We start from the raw sequence: 16,764 nt of genomic DNA on the forward strand, positions 1-16,764 counted from the left end.
CGCCTTTTCGCGCGCGGCGCGAGAGCGACGACCCCGTGCGGACGACCGACGCAGGGCGCTGGAACAGCCCAGCTGACAGCCCTCCCGGACGCCAGCTTCCAGGCCGTGCGCCGAAACCTCGCGGCGACCCTCCCCCGGGAACCGCGCTTCCGGCGGCACGAGGGACAACGCCGTCCCTACCCCTCCGTTCGCCCGAAAGGAGAGATGGCGATGGAAGCGTTGTGGCCCCCGAATCCAAGCGAGTTCGACAGCGCCACCTTCTGAGGGTAGTCCGTCTTGGCCTCGACGACGACGCTCACAGGGCACTCCGGATCAGCCTCGGCGAATCCGCAGGTGGGCGGCACGCAGTCGTTCATGACGGAAAGAGCGGTCACGATGGCCTCGATGGCGCCGGCGGCGCCGAGCGTGTGGCCCGTCGTGCCCTTCACCGACGTCACCGGCACCTTCCGTCCCGCCTCCTCGCCGCAAAGCGCCAGAAGAGCCTTCGACTCGGTGACGTCGTTGGCCGGCGTGCCCGTGCCGTGCGCGTTCAGATGCCCCAAGTCGGCAGGCGTGAAGCCACCCTCTTCGAGTGCTTGGCGCATGGCGCGCGCCACGCCCTCGCCCGACGGCTCGGGGGCGGTCATATGGTAGGCGTCGCCCGTCGAACCGAAGCCGGTGACCTCGGCGAGGACGGTTGCGCCGCGCGCGAGCGCATGCTCCAGCGACTCGAGCACCACCGCGCCCGCGCCCTCGCCCGCCACGAAGCCCGCGCGTCGCACGTCGAACGGCAACGAGGCCTGCGACGGATCCTCGGACTTCGACAGCGCGCCTAGGTTCGCGAAGCCCGCGAGGCAGATGGGAGAGACGCTCTCCTCCGAACCGCCGGCAAGCGCCGCGTCGACGTAGCCGTGGCGGATGTCGCGCACAGCCGCGCCGATGGAGTGCGCACCCGTGGCGCAGGCGGTGACCACGTTGAGGCACTCGCCACGCAAACCGTAGCGGATGGACAGGTTCCCGGCGGCGATGTTTCCGATCATCGTGGGGATGAACAGAGGGCTCACCCTCTTCGGCCCCTTCTCCGCCAGCGTGAAAAAGCCGTTCTGAAGCTCGTCGATGCCGCCGATGCCCGTACCGAACACGCATGCGATGCGCGTCGTGTCCTCAGCTTCAAAGTCAAGCCCCGACTGCGCGACGGCCTCGTCGGAGGCGACGATGGCGTACTGCACGAAGCGTTCGAAACGACGCGCCTCCTTTTTCGAGATCCCATGCTCGGTCGGATCGAAATCGCGCACCTCGGCGGCGATGCGCACGTCGTAGTCGGCCGCGTCGAAGCGCGTCACCGGGCCGATGCGGCACTCTTTGCCCATGACCGCGTTCCACAGCGCCTCCACGCCCACGCCGGCGGGCGAAACGGCGCCCATGCCGGTGATCACCACGCGGTGCGTGCCGTCAGGGCGGCGCGTGGCGACCGCCGTGGTTCCGTTCGCATTCTCGCTCATAGCGACATCCCTCCGTCGATGCAGACAACCTGTCCGGTGATGTAGCCGGCCTCCTCGCCCGCCAAGAAGCGCACGAGCGCGGCCACGTCCTCGGGCGCGCCGAGGCGCTTGCTCGCGATGCGACCCATGATCGCCTCGCGCTGCCTCTCCGACAGCGCGCCCGTCATGTCCGTCTCGATGAACCCCGGCGCCACCGCGTTGCACGTGACGTTGCGCGCCGCCAGCTCGCGCGCGAGGGACTTCGTGAGCCCGATGACGCCCGCCTTCGAGGCCGCATAGTTCGCCTGGCCCGCGTTGCCGGCCACGCCCACCACGCTGCTCATGTTCACAATGCGCCCGTAGCGCTGCTTCATCATGCGCTGCGCCGCCGCCTTACAGCAGTTGAATGTGCCCTTGAGGTTCACGTCGATGACGGCGTCGAAATCCTCTTCCTTCATGCGGGCGATAAGCCCGTCGCGCGTTATGCCCGCATTGTTCACAAGCACGTCCACGCGACCGAAGGCCTCGTGCGCGGCGGCGACGAGCGCCTCGGCTTCGGCGGCATCTGCCACGTTGGCGGCCACGGCGATGGCGCGCACGCCATGCTCGGCCTCGAGCGCGGCGGCCTGCTCACGCGCGGCGGGAAGCCCGCTTTCGCTCGAGCAGTTCACGCATACGTCGAAGCCTGCCCGGGCGAGCTCCTCGGCCACGGCGCGGCCGATACCGCGGCTCGACCCGGTGACGATCGCGCTTCTGCGCGGGGTTTCGGTGGTTTCGGTCATGCAGGAGGCTCCTATTCGGAATCGGAGGAGTCGGGTGCGGAAACGGCAGCCGCGACGGTCTCGGCCCCGCCATGCGCCGCGACGCACGCCTCGAGGCTCGCGCGATCCTGCACGCAGCTGCGCGCAACCGACTTGTCGATACGCTTCACAAGGTTCGCGAGCACGCCGCCGAACCCCGTCTCAATGAACGTGTCGGCACCAGCGGCAACGAGCGCCTCGACGCTCTGCTGGAAGCGCACGGGGCTCGTCAGGTGGCGTACGAGGCTCTCGCGCGCCTCGACGGCGGAAAGCGGCTCGGCGGTCACGTTGCAGACGAGCGGGATGCGCGGCTCTGCGAACTCGACGTCTGCCAGATACGCCGCCATGCCCTCGGCCGCCGTCGACATGAGCGGGCTGTGGAAGGCCCCCGACGTGGCCAAGCGCGAGAAGCGCTTCCCATCCGAGGCCCATGCCGCTTCGGCACGTTCGACGGCTGCGGGCGCGCCCGATACGACGATCTGCCCCGGGCAGTTGTAATTCGCGGGCACAAGCACCTCGCCCTGCGCGCATTCATCGCAAAGCGCTGCCACGTCCTCTTCGCCAGCCTTCAGAAGCGCGCTCATCGCACCGGGGTGCTCCGCGGCCGCTTCGGCCATGAGCCGCGAGCGCTCCTTCACGAAGGCGAACGTCGCCTCGTCGGAGAGCATGCCCGACACCGCGAGCGCGCTCACTTGTCCCAGCGAGAACCCGAGCACAGCCGCCGGCTCCACGCCACGCGCCTCGAGCGCGCGGGCGACGGCCACCGACAGAACGCAGATCGCGGGCTGGGCGTTGCGCGTGTCATCGAGCACCTCGGGCTCGGCGCGCAGCACGAGGTCGACCATGTCGAATCCCAGCACGTCGGACGCACAGGCGAACACCTCGGCCACCTCGGGCACGTCCACGAGGTCGGCGCCCATGCCGGGCTTCTGCGAACCCTGACCGGAGCACAGAAAGACAGGGGAGCCCGCTGCGATCGCGGGGATGGAGCCGCTCATGCGCCCTCCCCCTATCGTCCCGCGCGCTCGCGCCGCGCGTTCGCTGAGGCCGTCGCCGCCAGATCGAGCGCGCCGAGCGCTTCCGCTTCGGCCATCATTCCGGCGATCGCCTCGGCGGCCGTCGCGCGCTCGCGCACGAGCGCCGCCGACTGGCCGGCCATCATCGTGCCGTTGTCCACATCGCCCTCGACCGCGCGGCGCAAAGACCCCACGTACATGGCCTCAAGCTCGTCGCCGTTTTGTGCGAGGTCGTCTTCGAGCTTGCGCACCGTGCGGGCGAACTTGTTCTTGAGGCAGCGCACGGGATGCCCGCTGCCGCGGCCCGTGACAATGGTGTCGGCGTCCTTGGCAGCCAGCACGCGCTCCTTGTACGCGTCGGCGATGGTGCACTCGTCCACCGTGAGGAAGCGGGTTCCCACCTGCACGCCTTCGGCGCCCAGCGCAAAGGCCGCTGCCACGCCGCGCCCATCGGCGATGCCGCCGGCGGCGATAACGGGGATGGACACGGCGTCGCACACGGCCGGGACGAGCGCCATCGTGGTCAACTCGCCGATATGCCCGCCGGCTTCCGTTCCCTCGGCCACCACGGCATCCGCGCCGAGGCGCTCCATACGGGCCGCGAGTGCGCTCGAAGCCACCACGGGCACCACCTTGATGCCCGCGTCCTTCCACATCTGCATGTAGTTCGCCGGACTGCCGGCGCCGGTGGTGACGACGTCCACGCGCAGATCGGCCAAAAGCTTCGCCAGCTCGGCGGCGTTCGGATCCATGAGCATGACGTTCGCGCCTATGGGCTTGTCGGTCATCGAGCGCGCGATGCGCACCTGCTCCTCCACCCAGGAAAGCGGCGCACCGCCGCACGCGATGACACCGAGGCCGCCGGCCTCGCTCACCGCACCGGCCAGGCTCGCATCCGCGATGCGCGCCATCGCACCCTGCACGACGGGCACCTCGATGCCCAGAAGCTCCGTTATCCGCGTCTTCATGCCCTGCCCTCTTCCTCAAACCGCGCCCGAACCCCAAGACGAACCTTGCAGCGCGGGCCGCGCGTCGCGCAGCCCGCCAGAGCGAGGGCCCCGTACGGGGCCCGTCTTCACCTGTTATTTCAGCGAGTCGATGTGCGCGACCAGCTGGCCGATCGTCTCGATGCCCTCGGGCTCGCCGAACTCCACCTCGCATTTCTCCTCGAGGTCGCAGATCAGCTCCACCATGTCGAGGGAGTCGATGCCGAGAGAGTCGAGCGTGGCGTCCTCGGTGATGCTGTCGGCATCGAGGTCGAGGTTCTCCACGAGGACTTCTTTGACGGTGTCGATAGTGGCCATGGCCGTTCCTTTCCCGAATCAAAATAGTTTGATAATCAAAGTATTTCCGTAGGGATAATGATATGGGGAGGCCCGTCCCCTTGCAAGGCACCCGCGCGCCCCTCCACGATATCTGCGCGCGAAAAGGCCTGCGAAGCCGCGCAGCGCCAACGACGGTCGCGCCCTCCCACCCACCGAAGATCGCCAAGACGCAAACGCACCTTCGAATCCGCGATCTTCATGCGCGCTCGTCGAAAAACGCCTTCACTTTGGCAAGCGCCTCAGCCAGCACGCGTTCCTCCTCTTCGCTGAGATCCGCTAGCGCCTCGTCAATCATCTGATGGTGAAACAAATTGTGCGCACGCAGCACTTGTCGGCCCTTCTTCGTCAGCGACACGAGCACGACGCGTCGGTCGTCTTCGGAACGGGAACGTTCGACGAAGCCTTTGCGCACCAGCTTCGCCACCGCGGTCGTGAGCGTGGCCAGCGTCACTCCAAGGCGTGCTGCCACCACGTTCATGGGACTGCGTTCGTGAAGCCCCATGGCCACGATGGTGTGCACCTCGGTGATGGTGAGCCCGTGCGTGAGCCGGTTGTCGAGCGAACGCTCCTCGATACGCAGAATGGAGTTGAACGTGCCGGACAAGAGCCCGTCAAGCTCCTCCCGGCGTCTTTGCGACGCATCGGCTCCTATGGCCGGACCGTCCATTCTGCGCTCCCTTCCGTTCCCTGGGCGCATCATAGCGCAAAAAGTTTGATTATCAAAGTATTTTCCCGATCCGATCCGGCCCCCTTCGTCAGCCCTCGCCCCGAATGGACGGTCCTTCGCTCAACAAGCCTCCCATCTCGGCGACGCAAGCCTGAAATCAAGGCGGCACGAGCGCGCGTCGGCGTTCGTCAGCACGACGGCAAGGCGCTGCCCGAGCCTGTACGACGTTCCGCTGTCCTGGCCTGTCAGCCGATGCTGCACGGCATCGAGCTCGAAGTACTCGTCTCCGAGCACCCGCAACGGCACGAACCCTTCCGCCGTATTGTCGAGACGCACGTAAAATCCGCCGGGAGCCACGCCGGAAACGACCGCGGAGAACGCCTGACCCACGAAACCCTCGAGATACTCGACGAGCTTGAGCTCCTGGGACTCGCGCGCGGCCCGTTCGGCCACGCGCTCCATCTCGGAGGAATGCTCGGCGATCCACGGCAGCGCCGCGGCCTCTTGGTCGAAGTGCTCGGGCCGTCCACCGAGGAGCGCCTTCAACATACGATGCACCACAAGGTCGGGATAGCGCCTGATGGGAGATGTGAAATGGGCGTAAGCGTCGCTGGCGAGGCCGTAGTGGGGCTCGCACTCCGGCCGATACACGGCACGCTTCATCGAGCGCAGCAGCAAAGACGACACGAGCTCCCCCTCGGGCCGCCCCGCGCTCGCGGCGAGCGCCCTCTGCAGCGCATGCGCCTCCCCCGCCGCGAACGAACGCGCGTCGACGTCCGAAAACCAAGGGAACTCTTCGAGCGCCTCCGCGAGCGCCGCAAGTCCGTCGGACGCAGGACGTTCGTGGACACGGTACAATCCGGGAAACCCCGCGTCGCGCAGGTGCGCCGCCACCGTCTCGTTCGCGAGGATCATCGCCTCTTCGACGAGCGCAGTCGCATCGGTCTTGCAACGCAGATCGACCCCTTCGGGTCGTCCTTCGGCGTCGAGGCGCACCCGCGCCTCGACCGTGTCGAAGTCGAGTCCGCCCGCCCGCTCGCGCGTCGCCTGCCGCGCTTTCGCAATGCGCGAGAGCTCCCGCAGCCGCCAGGCAAGACCCTCTTCGAGACCAGCGCGCCCGGTGCATCCCACGCCGCGCAGCCGCGCAGCGCGAAACGCCTCGACGGGGTCGGCGCCCACCAGCGCCCTTCCGACTTCATCATAGGTGAGCCGCACGTCGGAGCGAATGAGCGATGGATACAATTCGTAGCCCACGAGCCGCGCCGCTTCGTCCAGGTAGAGATCGACCGTCATCGCACGACGCGTCATGCCGGGTCGAAGCGAGCACAGATCGCCCGAAAGCTCCTCGGGAAGCATCGGTATCACGCGATCCACCAAATACACGCTCGTCGCACGGCGACGCGCATCGAGGTCGAGAGAGGATCCCCATGCCACGTAATGAGACACGTCGGCGATGTGCACTCCGAGCCGCCAGCGAGCCGACGCGGGCGAGCGCCCCTCCACGAACCGCACGCCGAAAGGCGCCTCTCCCCCGCGCGTTGGCCGCCGCGACGCATCGGAAAGGACGCTCGCCTTTTCCGGATCCGAGCCGACAGCGAAAACGCCGGACGCCTCGCCGCCTTCCAAAGCGACGGCGTCCAACGAGACCGCGTCGTCGAAATCACGCGCGTCATCAGGATCGACGGTGAATGTGAAGCGCTCCCTCAGGTCGCGGTACCCATCGGCCAAGGCGCCGTCCTCGTCGAGCGAGGCCGAGCGCGCCTCGTCAAGCGCGCCTTCGGAGAACGCCGTCTCCAGCTTGTGGCGCGCGACGACCGCATCGACGGCGGCATGCGCCCCATCGGCGCGACCGAGCACTTCCTCCACGACGCCCGTGGCCGCAACGTTGCGCGACGGGAACGTCGCGATGCGCACGCGCACAAGCGACCCGTCCTCGATGTCGGGGTTGTCGGCACGCATGGTGAACACGTCGTAGGGGATGCGCGGATCTTCGGGTACGACCACCCCGAACGGATCCGCCACCTCGTAGCGCCCCACAAGCGTGTCGTGCGCACGCTCGAGGACGCGCAGAACGCGCGCTGCAGGGCTCCCCCCTACGCCGTCGCGCCCTCCGACAGATCCGTCACGGCCACGCGCACGGCCGGCGCGAGAGCCTTGCGCAGGCAGCGGCACCAGCTCCACAAGATCGCCGTCGAACGCTCCTGACATCTTGGATGCGGGAATGAAGAACACGCCCTCGGCCGTCTGCACGAAGCCGAAACCACCCGCACGCACAGAGAGCACGCCGCGCGGATTCGCCCGGGGACGACGCCGCGTATGGGACCGCGCCCGTCCCATGGCCTACTCCTTCACAAGCGACTGGGCCGTCTCGATCGCAAGCGCTTTCTGGTTGTCCTCGCCGTCCGACAAGCCCACCGCGACATCGGGCGTGACACCCACGCCGTCTATGTCGTGGCCGAGCGGGCTTTTGTAGTAAGCGGCCGTGTAGCGCAACGCCCCGCCGAAGCTCAAGTCACGCGTCACCTGCACCGACCCCTTCCCCAAGGTCGTCTCGCCCACGAGCGTGGCGCGCTGGTTGTCCTTGAGCGCCGCGGCGAGCACCTCGGCCGAGGCCGCCGTGTTGCCGTTCACGAGCACGACAAGGGGCTTGTCGGTCGCAAGGGCACCGGTGGCCACCTTCGTCGACTCGTCCATCTCGCGCGTCTCGATCTTCACCACGGTGCCGCTCTTCACGAACAAGCTGGCCACATCAACGGCCTGCGTGAGATAGCCGCCGGGATTGTCGCGGATGTCGAGCACGAACGACGTGGCTCCTTGCGCCTCGAGATCTGACACCGCCTCTTTCACGAGGTCGTCGGCATTCTGCGTGATCTGTTTGAGCTTGATGTAGCCCACTGACCCCTCGAGCGCATGCTCCACGTTCTTCACCGTCGCATTCGAGATGGGAAGCGTCGTGGTGTATTCCTCGCCGCCCTCGTCGTCGAGCGACGCAGCGCGCCGCCACGTGATGACCACGCTCTCCCCCTCGTCACGCCGAAGAGCCGCAGCCACCTCGGTGGTGGTCCAATCATGATCACGATCCCCGTCGATGGCCACCACGAAATCGCCCTCCAGCACCCCAGCCGCTTGCGCAGCCGACCCCTCGAACACGTCCACCGCATAGGCGCGCCCGTTGTACTCCGAGAACAGCACCCCCACGCCAGCATAGCCACCAGAGCTATTCTGCACGAGCGCCGCATAGCGAGCCGCATCGTAGTACCGCAGATACGGATCCTCCGTGGTGTCGGCCAACGCGTCCAGCATGTTCGTCGTGGCCATTGACAGGTCGTAGGAATCGAGGCTGTCCTGCTCGATGATACCTTCCACTTCCTCGACGCGTGCCCCGAGCGAATCGTAAGTGTCGCCCGAAGTAGTGGAGCCCGGGTTGCGCTCGGCATCGACCACGAGCGACTCGAAGCCGAGCGATTCGAGCACAGACGACTCGCCTCGCACGAAAAAACCCGCTGCGAAAGCGGCGCTCACCGCTATCACGACGGTGAACGCCTTCGCCAGTCGGACGTTGCGCGAGCGCGTCCTGCGTTCGGACGCCGCAAGTTTAGACGTGTCGTTGCGCTTGGCCATAAACGAGGCGAACGCCTACACCTTCAAGTAGCGACGCATGGCCAGCGCAGATCCGAGCAAGCCGATGACCAGGCCCGCCGCAATCAGCACCGCGTAAACGAACAAAAACGCCATCATGCTCAGATCGAGCGGCAGGAACATGAGGGCATCCTGGGCCTTCGGCAACGCAAAACGATGCAGAAGCTCGATCACCCCCACTGCCAGAAGGGAGCCGATGATGGCATGCAAAGCGCCTTCCATGAGGAAAGGCCCGCGGATGAAGCCGTTCGACGCGCCCACGAGACGCATGATGGCGATCTCCTTGCGGCGCGCCAAGATGGCCAGGCGGATGGTGTTGTTGATGAACACCATGGCCACGAACACGAGCAGGGCCACAAGCGCGATGCCAACGTAGCGCACGGAGCTCGTAAGCGCGAACAGGCGGTCGACCGTCTGCTGGCCGTACACGAGCGACTCGTCCACCGTATCGTACCCGTAGATCTTCTGGTACGTGGCGTTGCCGCGGATCTCATTTGCCACCTGCTCGACAAGCTGCGGATCCGACAGTTCCACATCGATAGATGCCGGCAGCGGATTCACGCCGTCGAGTGTGTCAATGATGTCCGAAGTCGTCGACGAGCGGAAGTTCTCGAGCGCCTGGTCCTTCGTCGTGAAGCCGACGGAGGCCACGCCCTCGAAGCCCTTGATGTCGTCCTCGACCTTCTGGATGTCCGCCTCGGATGCGTCGTCGGCCACATAGGCCGTGATGGACACCTCGTCCTCCACCGACGACACCACCTTCTCCACGACGAAGCCGCCTACGAGAAAGATGCCGATGATGAGCAAGGACAGGAAAATAGTGACGATGGAGCCGAGCGCCGTCGAGAGATTGCGCGTGAAGCCCTTGAGCGACTCGCGTATGAAATAAGCGAAACTAGACATCGAAACCGTACACCCCCCGGTCCTGGTCGCGGGTCAAATGCCCGCGGTCGAGCGCGATGACGCGACGACGCATGTTGTCCACCATCTCACGGTCGTGCGTAGCCACGAGCACCGTGGTGCCCGTGCGGTTGATGCGCTCGAGCAAATCCATGATTCCCCGCGACGTCTGCGGGTCGAGGTTGCCGGTGGGCTCGTCGCACACGAGCAAGGGCGGACGGTTCACGATGGCGCGCGCGATGGACACGCGCTGCTGCTCGCCGCCGGAGAGCTGGTCGGGGCGCTTGTTCAGCTTGTCCTGCAGGCCCACCAACCGCAGCACCTCGGGCACCTGCGTCTTGATGACATGTCGGCTCTTGCCGATGACTTCGAGCGCGAACGCCACGTTCTCGAACACGGTCTTGTTCGGCAGGAGCTTGAAGTCCTGAAACACGCACCCGATGTTGCGACGCAGGTAAGGCACGCGCCAATTGCGCATGCTCGTCAGATCCTCGTCGGCCACATAAATGTGCCCTTCCGTCGGCTTCACCTCGCGGATGAGCATGCGGATGAACGTGGACTTTCCGGATCCGGAGTGGCCCACAAGGAAGATGAACTCGCCTGCGAAAATCTGCAGCGAGATGTCGTTGAGCGCCGGTTTGTTGGGCTGCGCGGGATAGACTTTCGTCACATGGTCAAACGTGATGACAGGCGTGCCCGTCTGCTGGGGAATGTCGTCGACCTCCACGACTGGCAGCGAGGCGGACAGCTGCGATGCCGTCTGACGCGGGGGAGCCGCATGGGCACCGCCTCGCGAAGGACGCGCAGAGGCCCCTTGGCTGATGTCGTTCGTCACAGAATGCTCCGTTCGAATAGTGATGTACTGAGACGCGTCGATTCTAGCAGAAGCGCTAACGGGCCATAACCCTCTTCACAGCTTCGACAAGCGCCTTCGACCCCAGGCCGAAGAAGTCGAGCAGCTCCTCGAACTCGCCGGATTTGCCGAAAACGTCGCGCATGCCCACGAACTCGACGGGCGTCGGCAGCCTGCGCGCAAGGACCTCGGCAACGGCCGATCCGAGACCGCCGTGCACGCTGTGCTCTTCCGCCACGACGACGCGCCCGGTCTTGCGCGCGGACGCCAGGATCGTCTCCTCGTCGAGGGGCTTCACGGAGAACGCGTCGATCACCTCGACGTCCACACCCTCGGCGACAAGCGCCTCTGCGGCCTTGAGCGCCTGCTCAACCTCCACGCCGCAGGCAACGATGGTGACATCGACCCCCTCGCGCAACACGTAGGCGCTCCCAAGCGAAAGCCTCACGCCTTCGGCGTAAACGGCCGGAACGCCCGCGCGACCCATGCGCACATACACCGGCCCCGGCGTTTCGGCGGCCAGGCGGATAGCGGCTCTGGCTGCGGCGTAGTCGGCCGGCACGAGCACGCGCATGTTCGGCAGCCCCCGCATGAGCGAGACGTCCTCGAGCATCTGGTGGCTGCCGCCATCGGGGCCCACCGAGATGCCGGCATGCGTGGGGGCTATCTTCACGTCAAGGTTGCTGTAGCACACCGTATTGCGGATCTGGTCGTAAGCGCGCCCCGTGCCGAACACGGCGAACGAGCCAGTGAAGGCGACATGCCCCGTGATGGCCAGGCCAGCCGCAACATCCACCATGTTCTGCTCGGCAATGCCGCAGTTGAACAAGCGCTCGGGATAGCCCGCATCGGCAAGCTTTTTCGTGGTGGTGGAGCCGGAGAGATCGGCGTCGACGGCCACGACAGGCAGCCCATCGGCCGCCAGCTCCGCGAGCGTCGCGCCGAAGGCGGCGCGAGTGGCACGCTTGACGGATCGCTCGGTTTCGTTCGCCAACTGAACCACAGCTACTCACCCCTCTTCCCGGCAGCGCCCAGATCGGCGAGCGCAACCTCCAACTGCTCGGCGTTCGGAGCTTTGCCGTGCCAGCCGGCCTGCCCCTCCATGAACGACACGCCCTTGCCCTTCACCGTATGCGCAACAAGGACGCACGGCCTGCCGCGACGCTCGGACTTCGCAGCGGACAACGCGTCCACGAGCGCGGGGATATCGTGCCCGTCCACCTCGCGAACACCCCATCCGAACGCGGAGAACTTCGCGCCCACATCGCCCGGATCGCACACGTCGGCCGTATCGCCGTCGATCTGCAGATGGTTGCGGTCCACGACAGCCACGAGGTTGTCAAGGCCCCGGTGAGCGGCGAACATGGCAGCCTCCCACACCTGGCCTTCCTGGCACTCTCCGTCGCCGAGGAGCGTGAACACCGTCTGCGGCGCTCCGTCGAGCGCAAGCCCCGCCGCAGCCCCCGCAGCAATGGAAAGCCCCTGGCCGAGCGAGCCGGTGGACACCTCCACGCCGGGCAGTTGGTTGGAATCGGGATGGCCCTGCAGGCGGCTCCCCAACTTGCGCAGCGTCATGAGCTCCTCGCGCGGGAAATAGCCCGCATGAGCGAGCGCCGCATACAGAGCGGGCGCCGCATGGCCTTTCGCGAGGACGAAACGGTCACGCCCCTCCCAGCGCGGATTCCCCGGATCGTGTTCCATCACGCCGCCGAAGTAGAGCGCGCACAGCACGTCGGCGCACGACAACGACCCGCCCGGATGTCCGCTGCCCGCCTCGGCGATCATGCGCACGATGTCGACGCGCATATCCCTCGCCCGTCGTTCAAGTTCGGTCATGCTGGTCCTTTCCCGTGAAACACGTTGTCGAGAACAGTGTAGAGCAACGCCGTCCGATTTCCTATACAGATGTGCCGGCCCGAATGCGATGCGCCCGCTTGCGCCGCCAATCGGCTCGCAACGTCAACAAGCGCATGCGGCCGACGAAAGGCATCCGCGATGCGCAGCTCTGCGGCCTGCGCGCGAACGCGGCTCGCAATCAGATTCGCAGACCCGAACCGAGTAGCCACGCGAACGGCGCTCGAGGGCCTTCCAACCCGAAAGGAGGGCCGCGCTGCGGCAAGCGTCCGTCATTGCGACACCCGCCAGCGGTGGTAGCCTATCACGAATTCGTCCAGATCCCCGTCGAGCACGGCATCGACGTTGCCCGTTTCGATGCCGCTGCGCACGTCCTTCACCATCTGGTAGGGGTAGAGCACGTAGTTGCGAATCTGGCTGCCGAACGTGGAGTCCATGCGCTCGCCTCGCAGCTCGGCCAGCTCCTGCGCGCGTTTCTGCTCCTCAAGTTCGTAGAGCTTCGCTTTGAGCACGCGGAACGCCGCCTCCTTGTTCTGCAGCTGGGACTTCTCGTTCTGGCACGTCACGACGATGTTCGTGGGGATGTGCGTGAGGCGCACGGCCGAGTCGGTGGTGTTGACGCACTGGCCGCCAGGGCCGCTCGAGCGGTAGACGTCCACGCGAACGTCAGCGGGGTTGAGGTCCACCTCGATGTCGTCGGGCAGCACGGGCAGCACCTCCACGCCGGCGAACGTGGTGTGGCGGCGCTTCTTGTCGTCGGTGGGGCTGATGCGCACAAGGCGGTGCACCCCGCTTTCGCTCTTCAGCATGCCGAAAGCGTTGCGGCCCTCGATCTGGATGGTGGCCTTGTCGAGGCCTATGCCCTCGCCGGGAACCACGTCGAGCACGGTGACCTTCCAGCCCTTCTTCTCGGCGTAACGCGTGTACATGCGGTAGAGCATGTCGGTCCAGTCTTGCGCCTCGAGCCCGCCGGATCCCGGGTTCACCGTGAGGATGGCGTCGCCACCGTCGAAACGCTCGCTGAACCACGAGCTCACCTCGAGCGCGTCGAGCAGCGATCCGAGCTTTCCGAGCGCCTCGTCCGCTTCGGCGGCAAAGGCCTCGTCCTCGACGGCGAGGTCGAGCGCTGCGCGCGCATCGGCGAGCAGGGCAGCCGCCTCGTCGTACTCGGCGATGGTGTCACGCAGCACGCTCGCCTGCTTCGACACGCTCTGCGCGTGCACCGCATCGTCCCAGAAGCCGGGCTTGGCGCTCTCCTCGTCGAGCCGCGAAAGCTCGGAGCGCTTGTCGTCGATGCGAAGGTAGCCACGCGCAGCCTCGACGCGATCGGCGACCTCCTCCATATCTCTCTCGGTTCTCTCAGCCATCGTTTTACTGATCCCGTCCGTGGCATTTCTTGTACTTCAGACCGCTGCCGCACGGGCACGGGTCGTTGCGACCCACGTTGGCGAAGGGATCGTCCTTGTCCTTCACGTAGGTCTGCGGCTTCGCCGGCGCCGGCTTGGGCGGCGCGCTGGGAACGCCCTGCGCCCGCGCGCCGGCCGCTTGCGCGCGTTGGCGAGCGGCGGCAACGCCCGTTTGCTCGAGCGCCTGCTCGGGCGAAGAGTAGCTCACCTTGCCGTCGAGCGGGCTCTTCTCCTCGGCAAGCGCCGGCTGCTCCTGCTTCGCAGCCACCTGCAGGCGCAAGAGCGTGCGCAGATAATCCTCGTACATGCCGGCCGTGAGGTTCTGGAAGGCGACGTAGGCCTCGTTCTTGTACTCGACGAGAGGGTCGCGCTGGCCAAGCGCGCGCAGGCCGATGCCCGCCTTCAAGTAGTCCATCTCCTGGAGGTGCGCCATCCAGCGTGTGTCGATGATGCGCAGCATCACCTGGCTCTCGAGCATGCGCATCGTCCGCTCCCCCAGCTGCTCGGCCTTCTCGGCGTATACGCGCTCGAGGCGCTCGGCGACGGCCTCCTCCAGAAGCGCCGAATCGTCATCGTGATCGACGGCGGCCACCGAGAAGTCGGAGCGCCCCGTCATAGAGGAAACCCACATCTCGACGGCTTTCGTATCCCAGTCTTCGCTCGGAGCTTTCGCCGGGCAGTTCTCCTCGACAACCCCGCTCACTGCGTCGCGCACGATCTCGGGGATGCGCTCGTCCATGTCCTTGCCGTCCAAGATGGCGTTGCGCTCGGCATAAATGGCCGCACGCTGCAAGTTCATCACGTCGTCGTACTCGAGCACATTCTTACGGGCGGCGAAGTGCATGCTCTCCACCTGGCGCTGCGCGCCCTCGATGGCCTTCGACACCATGCCAGCTTGGATGGGCATGTCCTCGGGCATGTCGGTCTTCTCCATCATGCGGGCGATGGAATCCATGCGGTTGCCCCCGAATAGGCGCATGAGATCGTCTTCGAGCGAGAGATAGAACTGCGTCACTCCCGGATCGCCCTGACGGCCTGCGCGACCGCGAAGCTGGTTGTCGATGCGGCGGCTCTCGTGCCGCTCGGTGCCGATGACAGCGAGGCCCCCCGCCTTGATGACGCGGTCGTGCTCCTCCGCGCACACGCGCTTCGCCTCGGCGAGCGCTGCGGCTCGCTGCTCGTCGGTGGGTGCGGGCGCAGCGCCCTCGTCGCCTTCAGCGGGAGGAGCGGCCGGATCCCGGTCGGGATCGAGTCCCTGGGCTCGAAGCGCGTCGTCGGCTAGCACCTCGGCGTTGCCGCCCAAAAGGATGTCGGTTCCGCGGCCCGCCATGTTCGTGGCGATGGTCACAGCGCCCACGCGTCCCGCTTGGGCGATGATGTGCGCTTCGCGCTCGTGGTTCTTGGCGTTCAGGGTCTCGTGCTTGATGCCGCGCTTGTCGAGCAAACGCGAAAGCTTCTCGGAGCTTTCGATGGACACCGTACCGATAAGGCAGGGCTGGCCAGCTTCGTGGCGGGCGGCAACGTCGTCAGCCACGGCGTTGAACTTCGCCTCCACCGTACGGTAGATGAGGTCGTTCTCGTCCTTGCGCGCCACCGGTCGATTCGGGGGAACCGCCACAACGGGCAGCTTGTAGATCTGGCGGAACTCCGCGTCCTCGGTCATGGCCGTGCCCGTCATGCCGGAGAGTTTCTCGTACAGGCGGAAGTAGTTCTGAAGCGTGATGGTGGCGAGCGTTTGGTTCTCCTCGCGCACGAGCACGCGCTCCTTGGCCTCCACGGCCTGGTGCAGGCCCTCCGACCAGCGTCGGCCCTCCATGATGCGCCCCGTGAACTCGTCGACGATCTTCACCTCGCCGTTCGCCACCACGTAGTCAACGTCGCGATGATACAGGAACTGGGCCTTCAAGGCCTGCTGCAAATGATTCGCCAACTGGCCCGACGGGTCGGCGTAGATGTCATCGATGCCGAGCATCGCCTCTATCTTCTCAAGACCGCTCTCAGTGGCGTTGATGGTCTTTTTCGCCTCGTCCATGTCGAAGTCCTCGCCTTCGCGAAGCCCCACCATGACGCGCGCGAACTTGTTGTACGTATCGGCCGCCTGCGTCCCTGCGCCCGAGATGATGAGCGGCGTGCGGGCCTCGTCGATGAGGATGGAGTCCACCTCGTCGACGATGGCGAAATGATGGCCGCGCTGCACGCGCGACTCCGCGCGCGTCACCATGTTGTCGCGCAGATAGTCGAAGCCGAACTCGCTGTTCGTGCCGTAAGTGACATCAGCCTTGTAGGCGGGCACCCGTTTGTCGGGGCGCATGCCGTTCTGGATGAGGCCCACCTCCATGCCGAGGAAGCGGTAGATGCGCCCCATCCACTCGCTGTCGCGACGGGCAAGGTAGTCGTTCACGGTGACGATGTGCACGTTCTGGCCCGAAAGCGCGTTCAGATAGCCGGCGAGCGTGGACACAAGCGTTTTGCCCTCGCCGGTCTTCATCTCGGCGATCTGCCCGTCGTTCAAAGCCATGCCGCCGATGAGCTGAACATCGAAGTGGCGAAGCCCCAGCGTGCGAACCGACGCCTCGCGCACCGCCGCGAACGCCTCGGGCAGCACTTCCTTGAGATCCTCGCCCTCCGCGACCCGTCCGCGCAGCATGGCCGTGATCGCACGCAACTCTTCGTCGCTTTTCGCTTGCATTTCGGATTCCAGGCCATTGATCTGGTCCACTACGGCCTGATAGCCCTTCATCTGCCTGCCCTCGCCGAGCGTGAGGAGTTTGGAGAGGAAACCTGCCATGTACGCGCCATCCTTCTCGTGGCCAAAGCGCCCATACGCGCTTATCAACAGTCGAA

The 16,764-nt window shown here is 66.1% G+C and carries 14 protein-coding genes; all 14 read right to left on the reverse strand.

What is annotated here, in order from left to right; genetic code table 11:
• Positions 1 to 176: 176 nt before the first annotated feature.
• Positions 177 to 1,481, reverse strand: coding sequence for a beta-ketoacyl-ACP synthase II (gene fabF, locus B5F40_RS07070; RefSeq protein WP_087193639.1), 1,305 nt, complete (start codon positions 1,479 to 1,481; stop codon positions 177 to 179).
• Positions 1,478 to 2,242, reverse strand: coding sequence for a 3-oxoacyl-[acyl-carrier-protein] reductase (gene fabG, locus B5F40_RS07075; protein ID WP_087193640.1), 765 nt, complete (start codon positions 2,240 to 2,242; stop codon positions 1,478 to 1,480). Before fabG ends, fabF begins: the two co-directional genes overlap by 4 nt.
• An 11-nt stretch (positions 2,243 to 2,253) precedes the next feature.
• Positions 2,254 to 3,258, reverse strand: a complete 1,005-nt coding sequence (locus B5F40_RS07080; RefSeq protein WP_087193641.1) for an ACP S-malonyltransferase — start codon at positions 3,256 to 3,258, stop codon at positions 2,254 to 2,256.
• Positions 3,259 to 3,269: 11 nt separating this feature from the next.
• On the reverse strand, positions 3,270 to 4,244 hold the full coding sequence (locus tag B5F40_RS07085) for a DUF561 domain-containing protein (protein WP_087193642.1): 975 nt from the start codon (positions 4,242 to 4,244) through the stop codon (positions 3,270 to 3,272).
• A gap of 114 nt (positions 4,245 to 4,358) precedes the next feature.
• Entirely contained in the window at positions 4,359 to 4,580 is a 222-nt protein-coding gene (locus tag B5F40_RS07090) for an acyl carrier protein (RefSeq protein ID WP_087193643.1), read from the reverse strand.
• Between the two features lie 217 nt (positions 4,581 to 4,797).
• A complete protein-coding gene (locus B5F40_RS07100) occupies positions 4,798 to 5,268 on the reverse strand; it encodes a MarR family winged helix-turn-helix transcriptional regulator (protein ID WP_087193645.1) in 471 nt (156 codons plus the stop codon).
• A 120-nt stretch (positions 5,269 to 5,388) separates the two neighbouring features.
• Entirely contained in the window at positions 5,389 to 7,605 is a 2,217-nt protein-coding gene (locus B5F40_RS07105) for a ribonuclease R family protein (protein WP_087193646.1), read from the reverse strand.
• Positions 7,606 to 7,608: 3 nt separating this feature from the next.
• On the reverse strand, positions 7,609 to 8,889 hold the full coding sequence (locus B5F40_RS07110) for a S41 family peptidase (RefSeq protein ID WP_087193647.1): 1,281 nt from the start codon (positions 8,887 to 8,889) through the stop codon (positions 7,609 to 7,611).
• Positions 8,890 to 8,904: 15 nt separating this feature from the next.
• Positions 8,905 to 9,810: a permease-like cell division protein FtsX gene (gene ftsX / locus B5F40_RS07115; RefSeq protein WP_087193648.1), complete on the reverse strand. Its 906-nt coding sequence runs from the start codon at positions 9,808 to 9,810 to the stop codon at positions 8,905 to 8,907.
• Positions 9,803 to 10,642: a cell division ATP-binding protein FtsE gene (gene ftsE / locus B5F40_RS07120; RefSeq protein WP_087193649.1), complete on the reverse strand. Its 840-nt coding sequence runs from the start codon at positions 10,640 to 10,642 to the stop codon at positions 9,803 to 9,805. Before ftsE ends, ftsX begins: the two co-directional genes overlap by 8 nt.
• Before the next feature lie 55 nt (positions 10,643 to 10,697).
• The gene (locus B5F40_RS07125; protein ID WP_087193650.1) at positions 10,698 to 11,663 is read right to left on the reverse strand and encodes a transketolase family protein; all 966 of its coding nucleotides are present in this window, start codon (positions 11,661 to 11,663) and stop codon (positions 10,698 to 10,700) included.
• A gap of 2 nt (positions 11,664 to 11,665) precedes the next feature.
• Positions 11,666 to 12,496 (reverse strand): transketolase, encoded by an 831-nt coding sequence (locus tag B5F40_RS07130; protein ID WP_087193651.1) that lies wholly within the window; start codon positions 12,494 to 12,496, stop codon positions 11,666 to 11,668.
• 290 nt (positions 12,497 to 12,786) lie between these two features.
• Complete coding sequence (prfB, locus tag B5F40_RS07135) at positions 12,787 to 13,881, reverse strand: peptide chain release factor 2 (protein ID WP_087193652.1); 1,095 nt, start codon at positions 13,879 to 13,881, stop codon at positions 12,787 to 12,789.
• A gap of 4 nt (positions 13,882 to 13,885) precedes the next feature.
• On the reverse strand, positions 13,886 to 16,708 hold the full coding sequence (gene secA, locus B5F40_RS07140; RefSeq protein ID WP_087193653.1) for a preprotein translocase subunit SecA: 2,823 nt from the start codon (positions 16,706 to 16,708) through the stop codon (positions 13,886 to 13,888).
• Positions 16,709 to 16,764 lie beyond the last annotated feature (56 nt).

The organism is Gordonibacter sp. An230 (assembly GCF_002159915.1).
Taxonomy (GTDB): domain Bacteria; phylum Actinomycetota; class Coriobacteriia; order Coriobacteriales; family Eggerthellaceae; genus Rubneribacter.

What these genes read in the sequence shown, in the direction of transcription:
- fabF (WP_087193639.1), bottom strand. Translation starts at nt 1,481, where the DNA reads ATGAGCGAGAATGCGAACGGAACCACGGCGGTCGCCACGCGCCGCCCT.
- fabG (WP_087193640.1), bottom strand. Translation starts at nt 2,242, where the DNA reads ATGACCGAAACCACCGAAACCCCGCGCAGAAGCGCGATCGTCACCGGG.
- B5F40_RS07080 (WP_087193641.1), bottom strand. Translation starts at nt 3,258, where the DNA reads ATGAGCGGCTCCATCCCCGCGATCGCAGCGGGCTCCCCTGTCTTTCTG.
- B5F40_RS07085 (WP_087193642.1), bottom strand. Translation starts at nt 4,244, where the DNA reads ATGAAGACGCGGATAACGGAGCTTCTGGGCATCGAGGTGCCCGTCGTG.
- B5F40_RS07090 (WP_087193643.1), bottom strand. Translation starts at nt 4,580, where the DNA reads ATGGCCACTATCGACACCGTCAAAGAAGTCCTCGTGGAGAACCTCGAC.
- B5F40_RS07100 (WP_087193645.1), bottom strand. Translation starts at nt 5,268, where the DNA reads ATGGACGGTCCGGCCATAGGAGCCGATGCGTCGCAAAGACGCCGGGAG.
- B5F40_RS07105 (WP_087193646.1), bottom strand. Translation starts at nt 7,605, where the DNA reads ATGGGACGGGCGCGGTCCCATACGCGGCGTCGTCCCCGGGCGAATCCG.
- B5F40_RS07110 (WP_087193647.1), bottom strand. Translation starts at nt 8,889, where the DNA reads ATGGCCAAGCGCAACGACACGTCTAAACTTGCGGCGTCCGAACGCAGG.
- ftsX (WP_087193648.1), bottom strand. Translation starts at nt 9,810, where the DNA reads ATGTCTAGTTTCGCTTATTTCATACGCGAGTCGCTCAAGGGCTTCACG.
- B5F40_RS07130 (WP_087193651.1), bottom strand. Translation starts at nt 12,496, where the DNA reads ATGACCGAACTTGAACGACGGGCGAGGGATATGCGCGTCGACATCGTG.
- prfB (WP_087193652.1), bottom strand. Translation starts at nt 13,881, where the DNA reads ATGGCTGAGAGAACCGAGAGAGATATGGAGGAGGTCGCCGATCGCGTC.
- secA (WP_087193653.1), bottom strand. Translation starts at nt 16,708, where the DNA reads ATGGCAGGTTTCCTCTCCAAACTCCTCACGCTCGGCGAGGGCAGGCAG.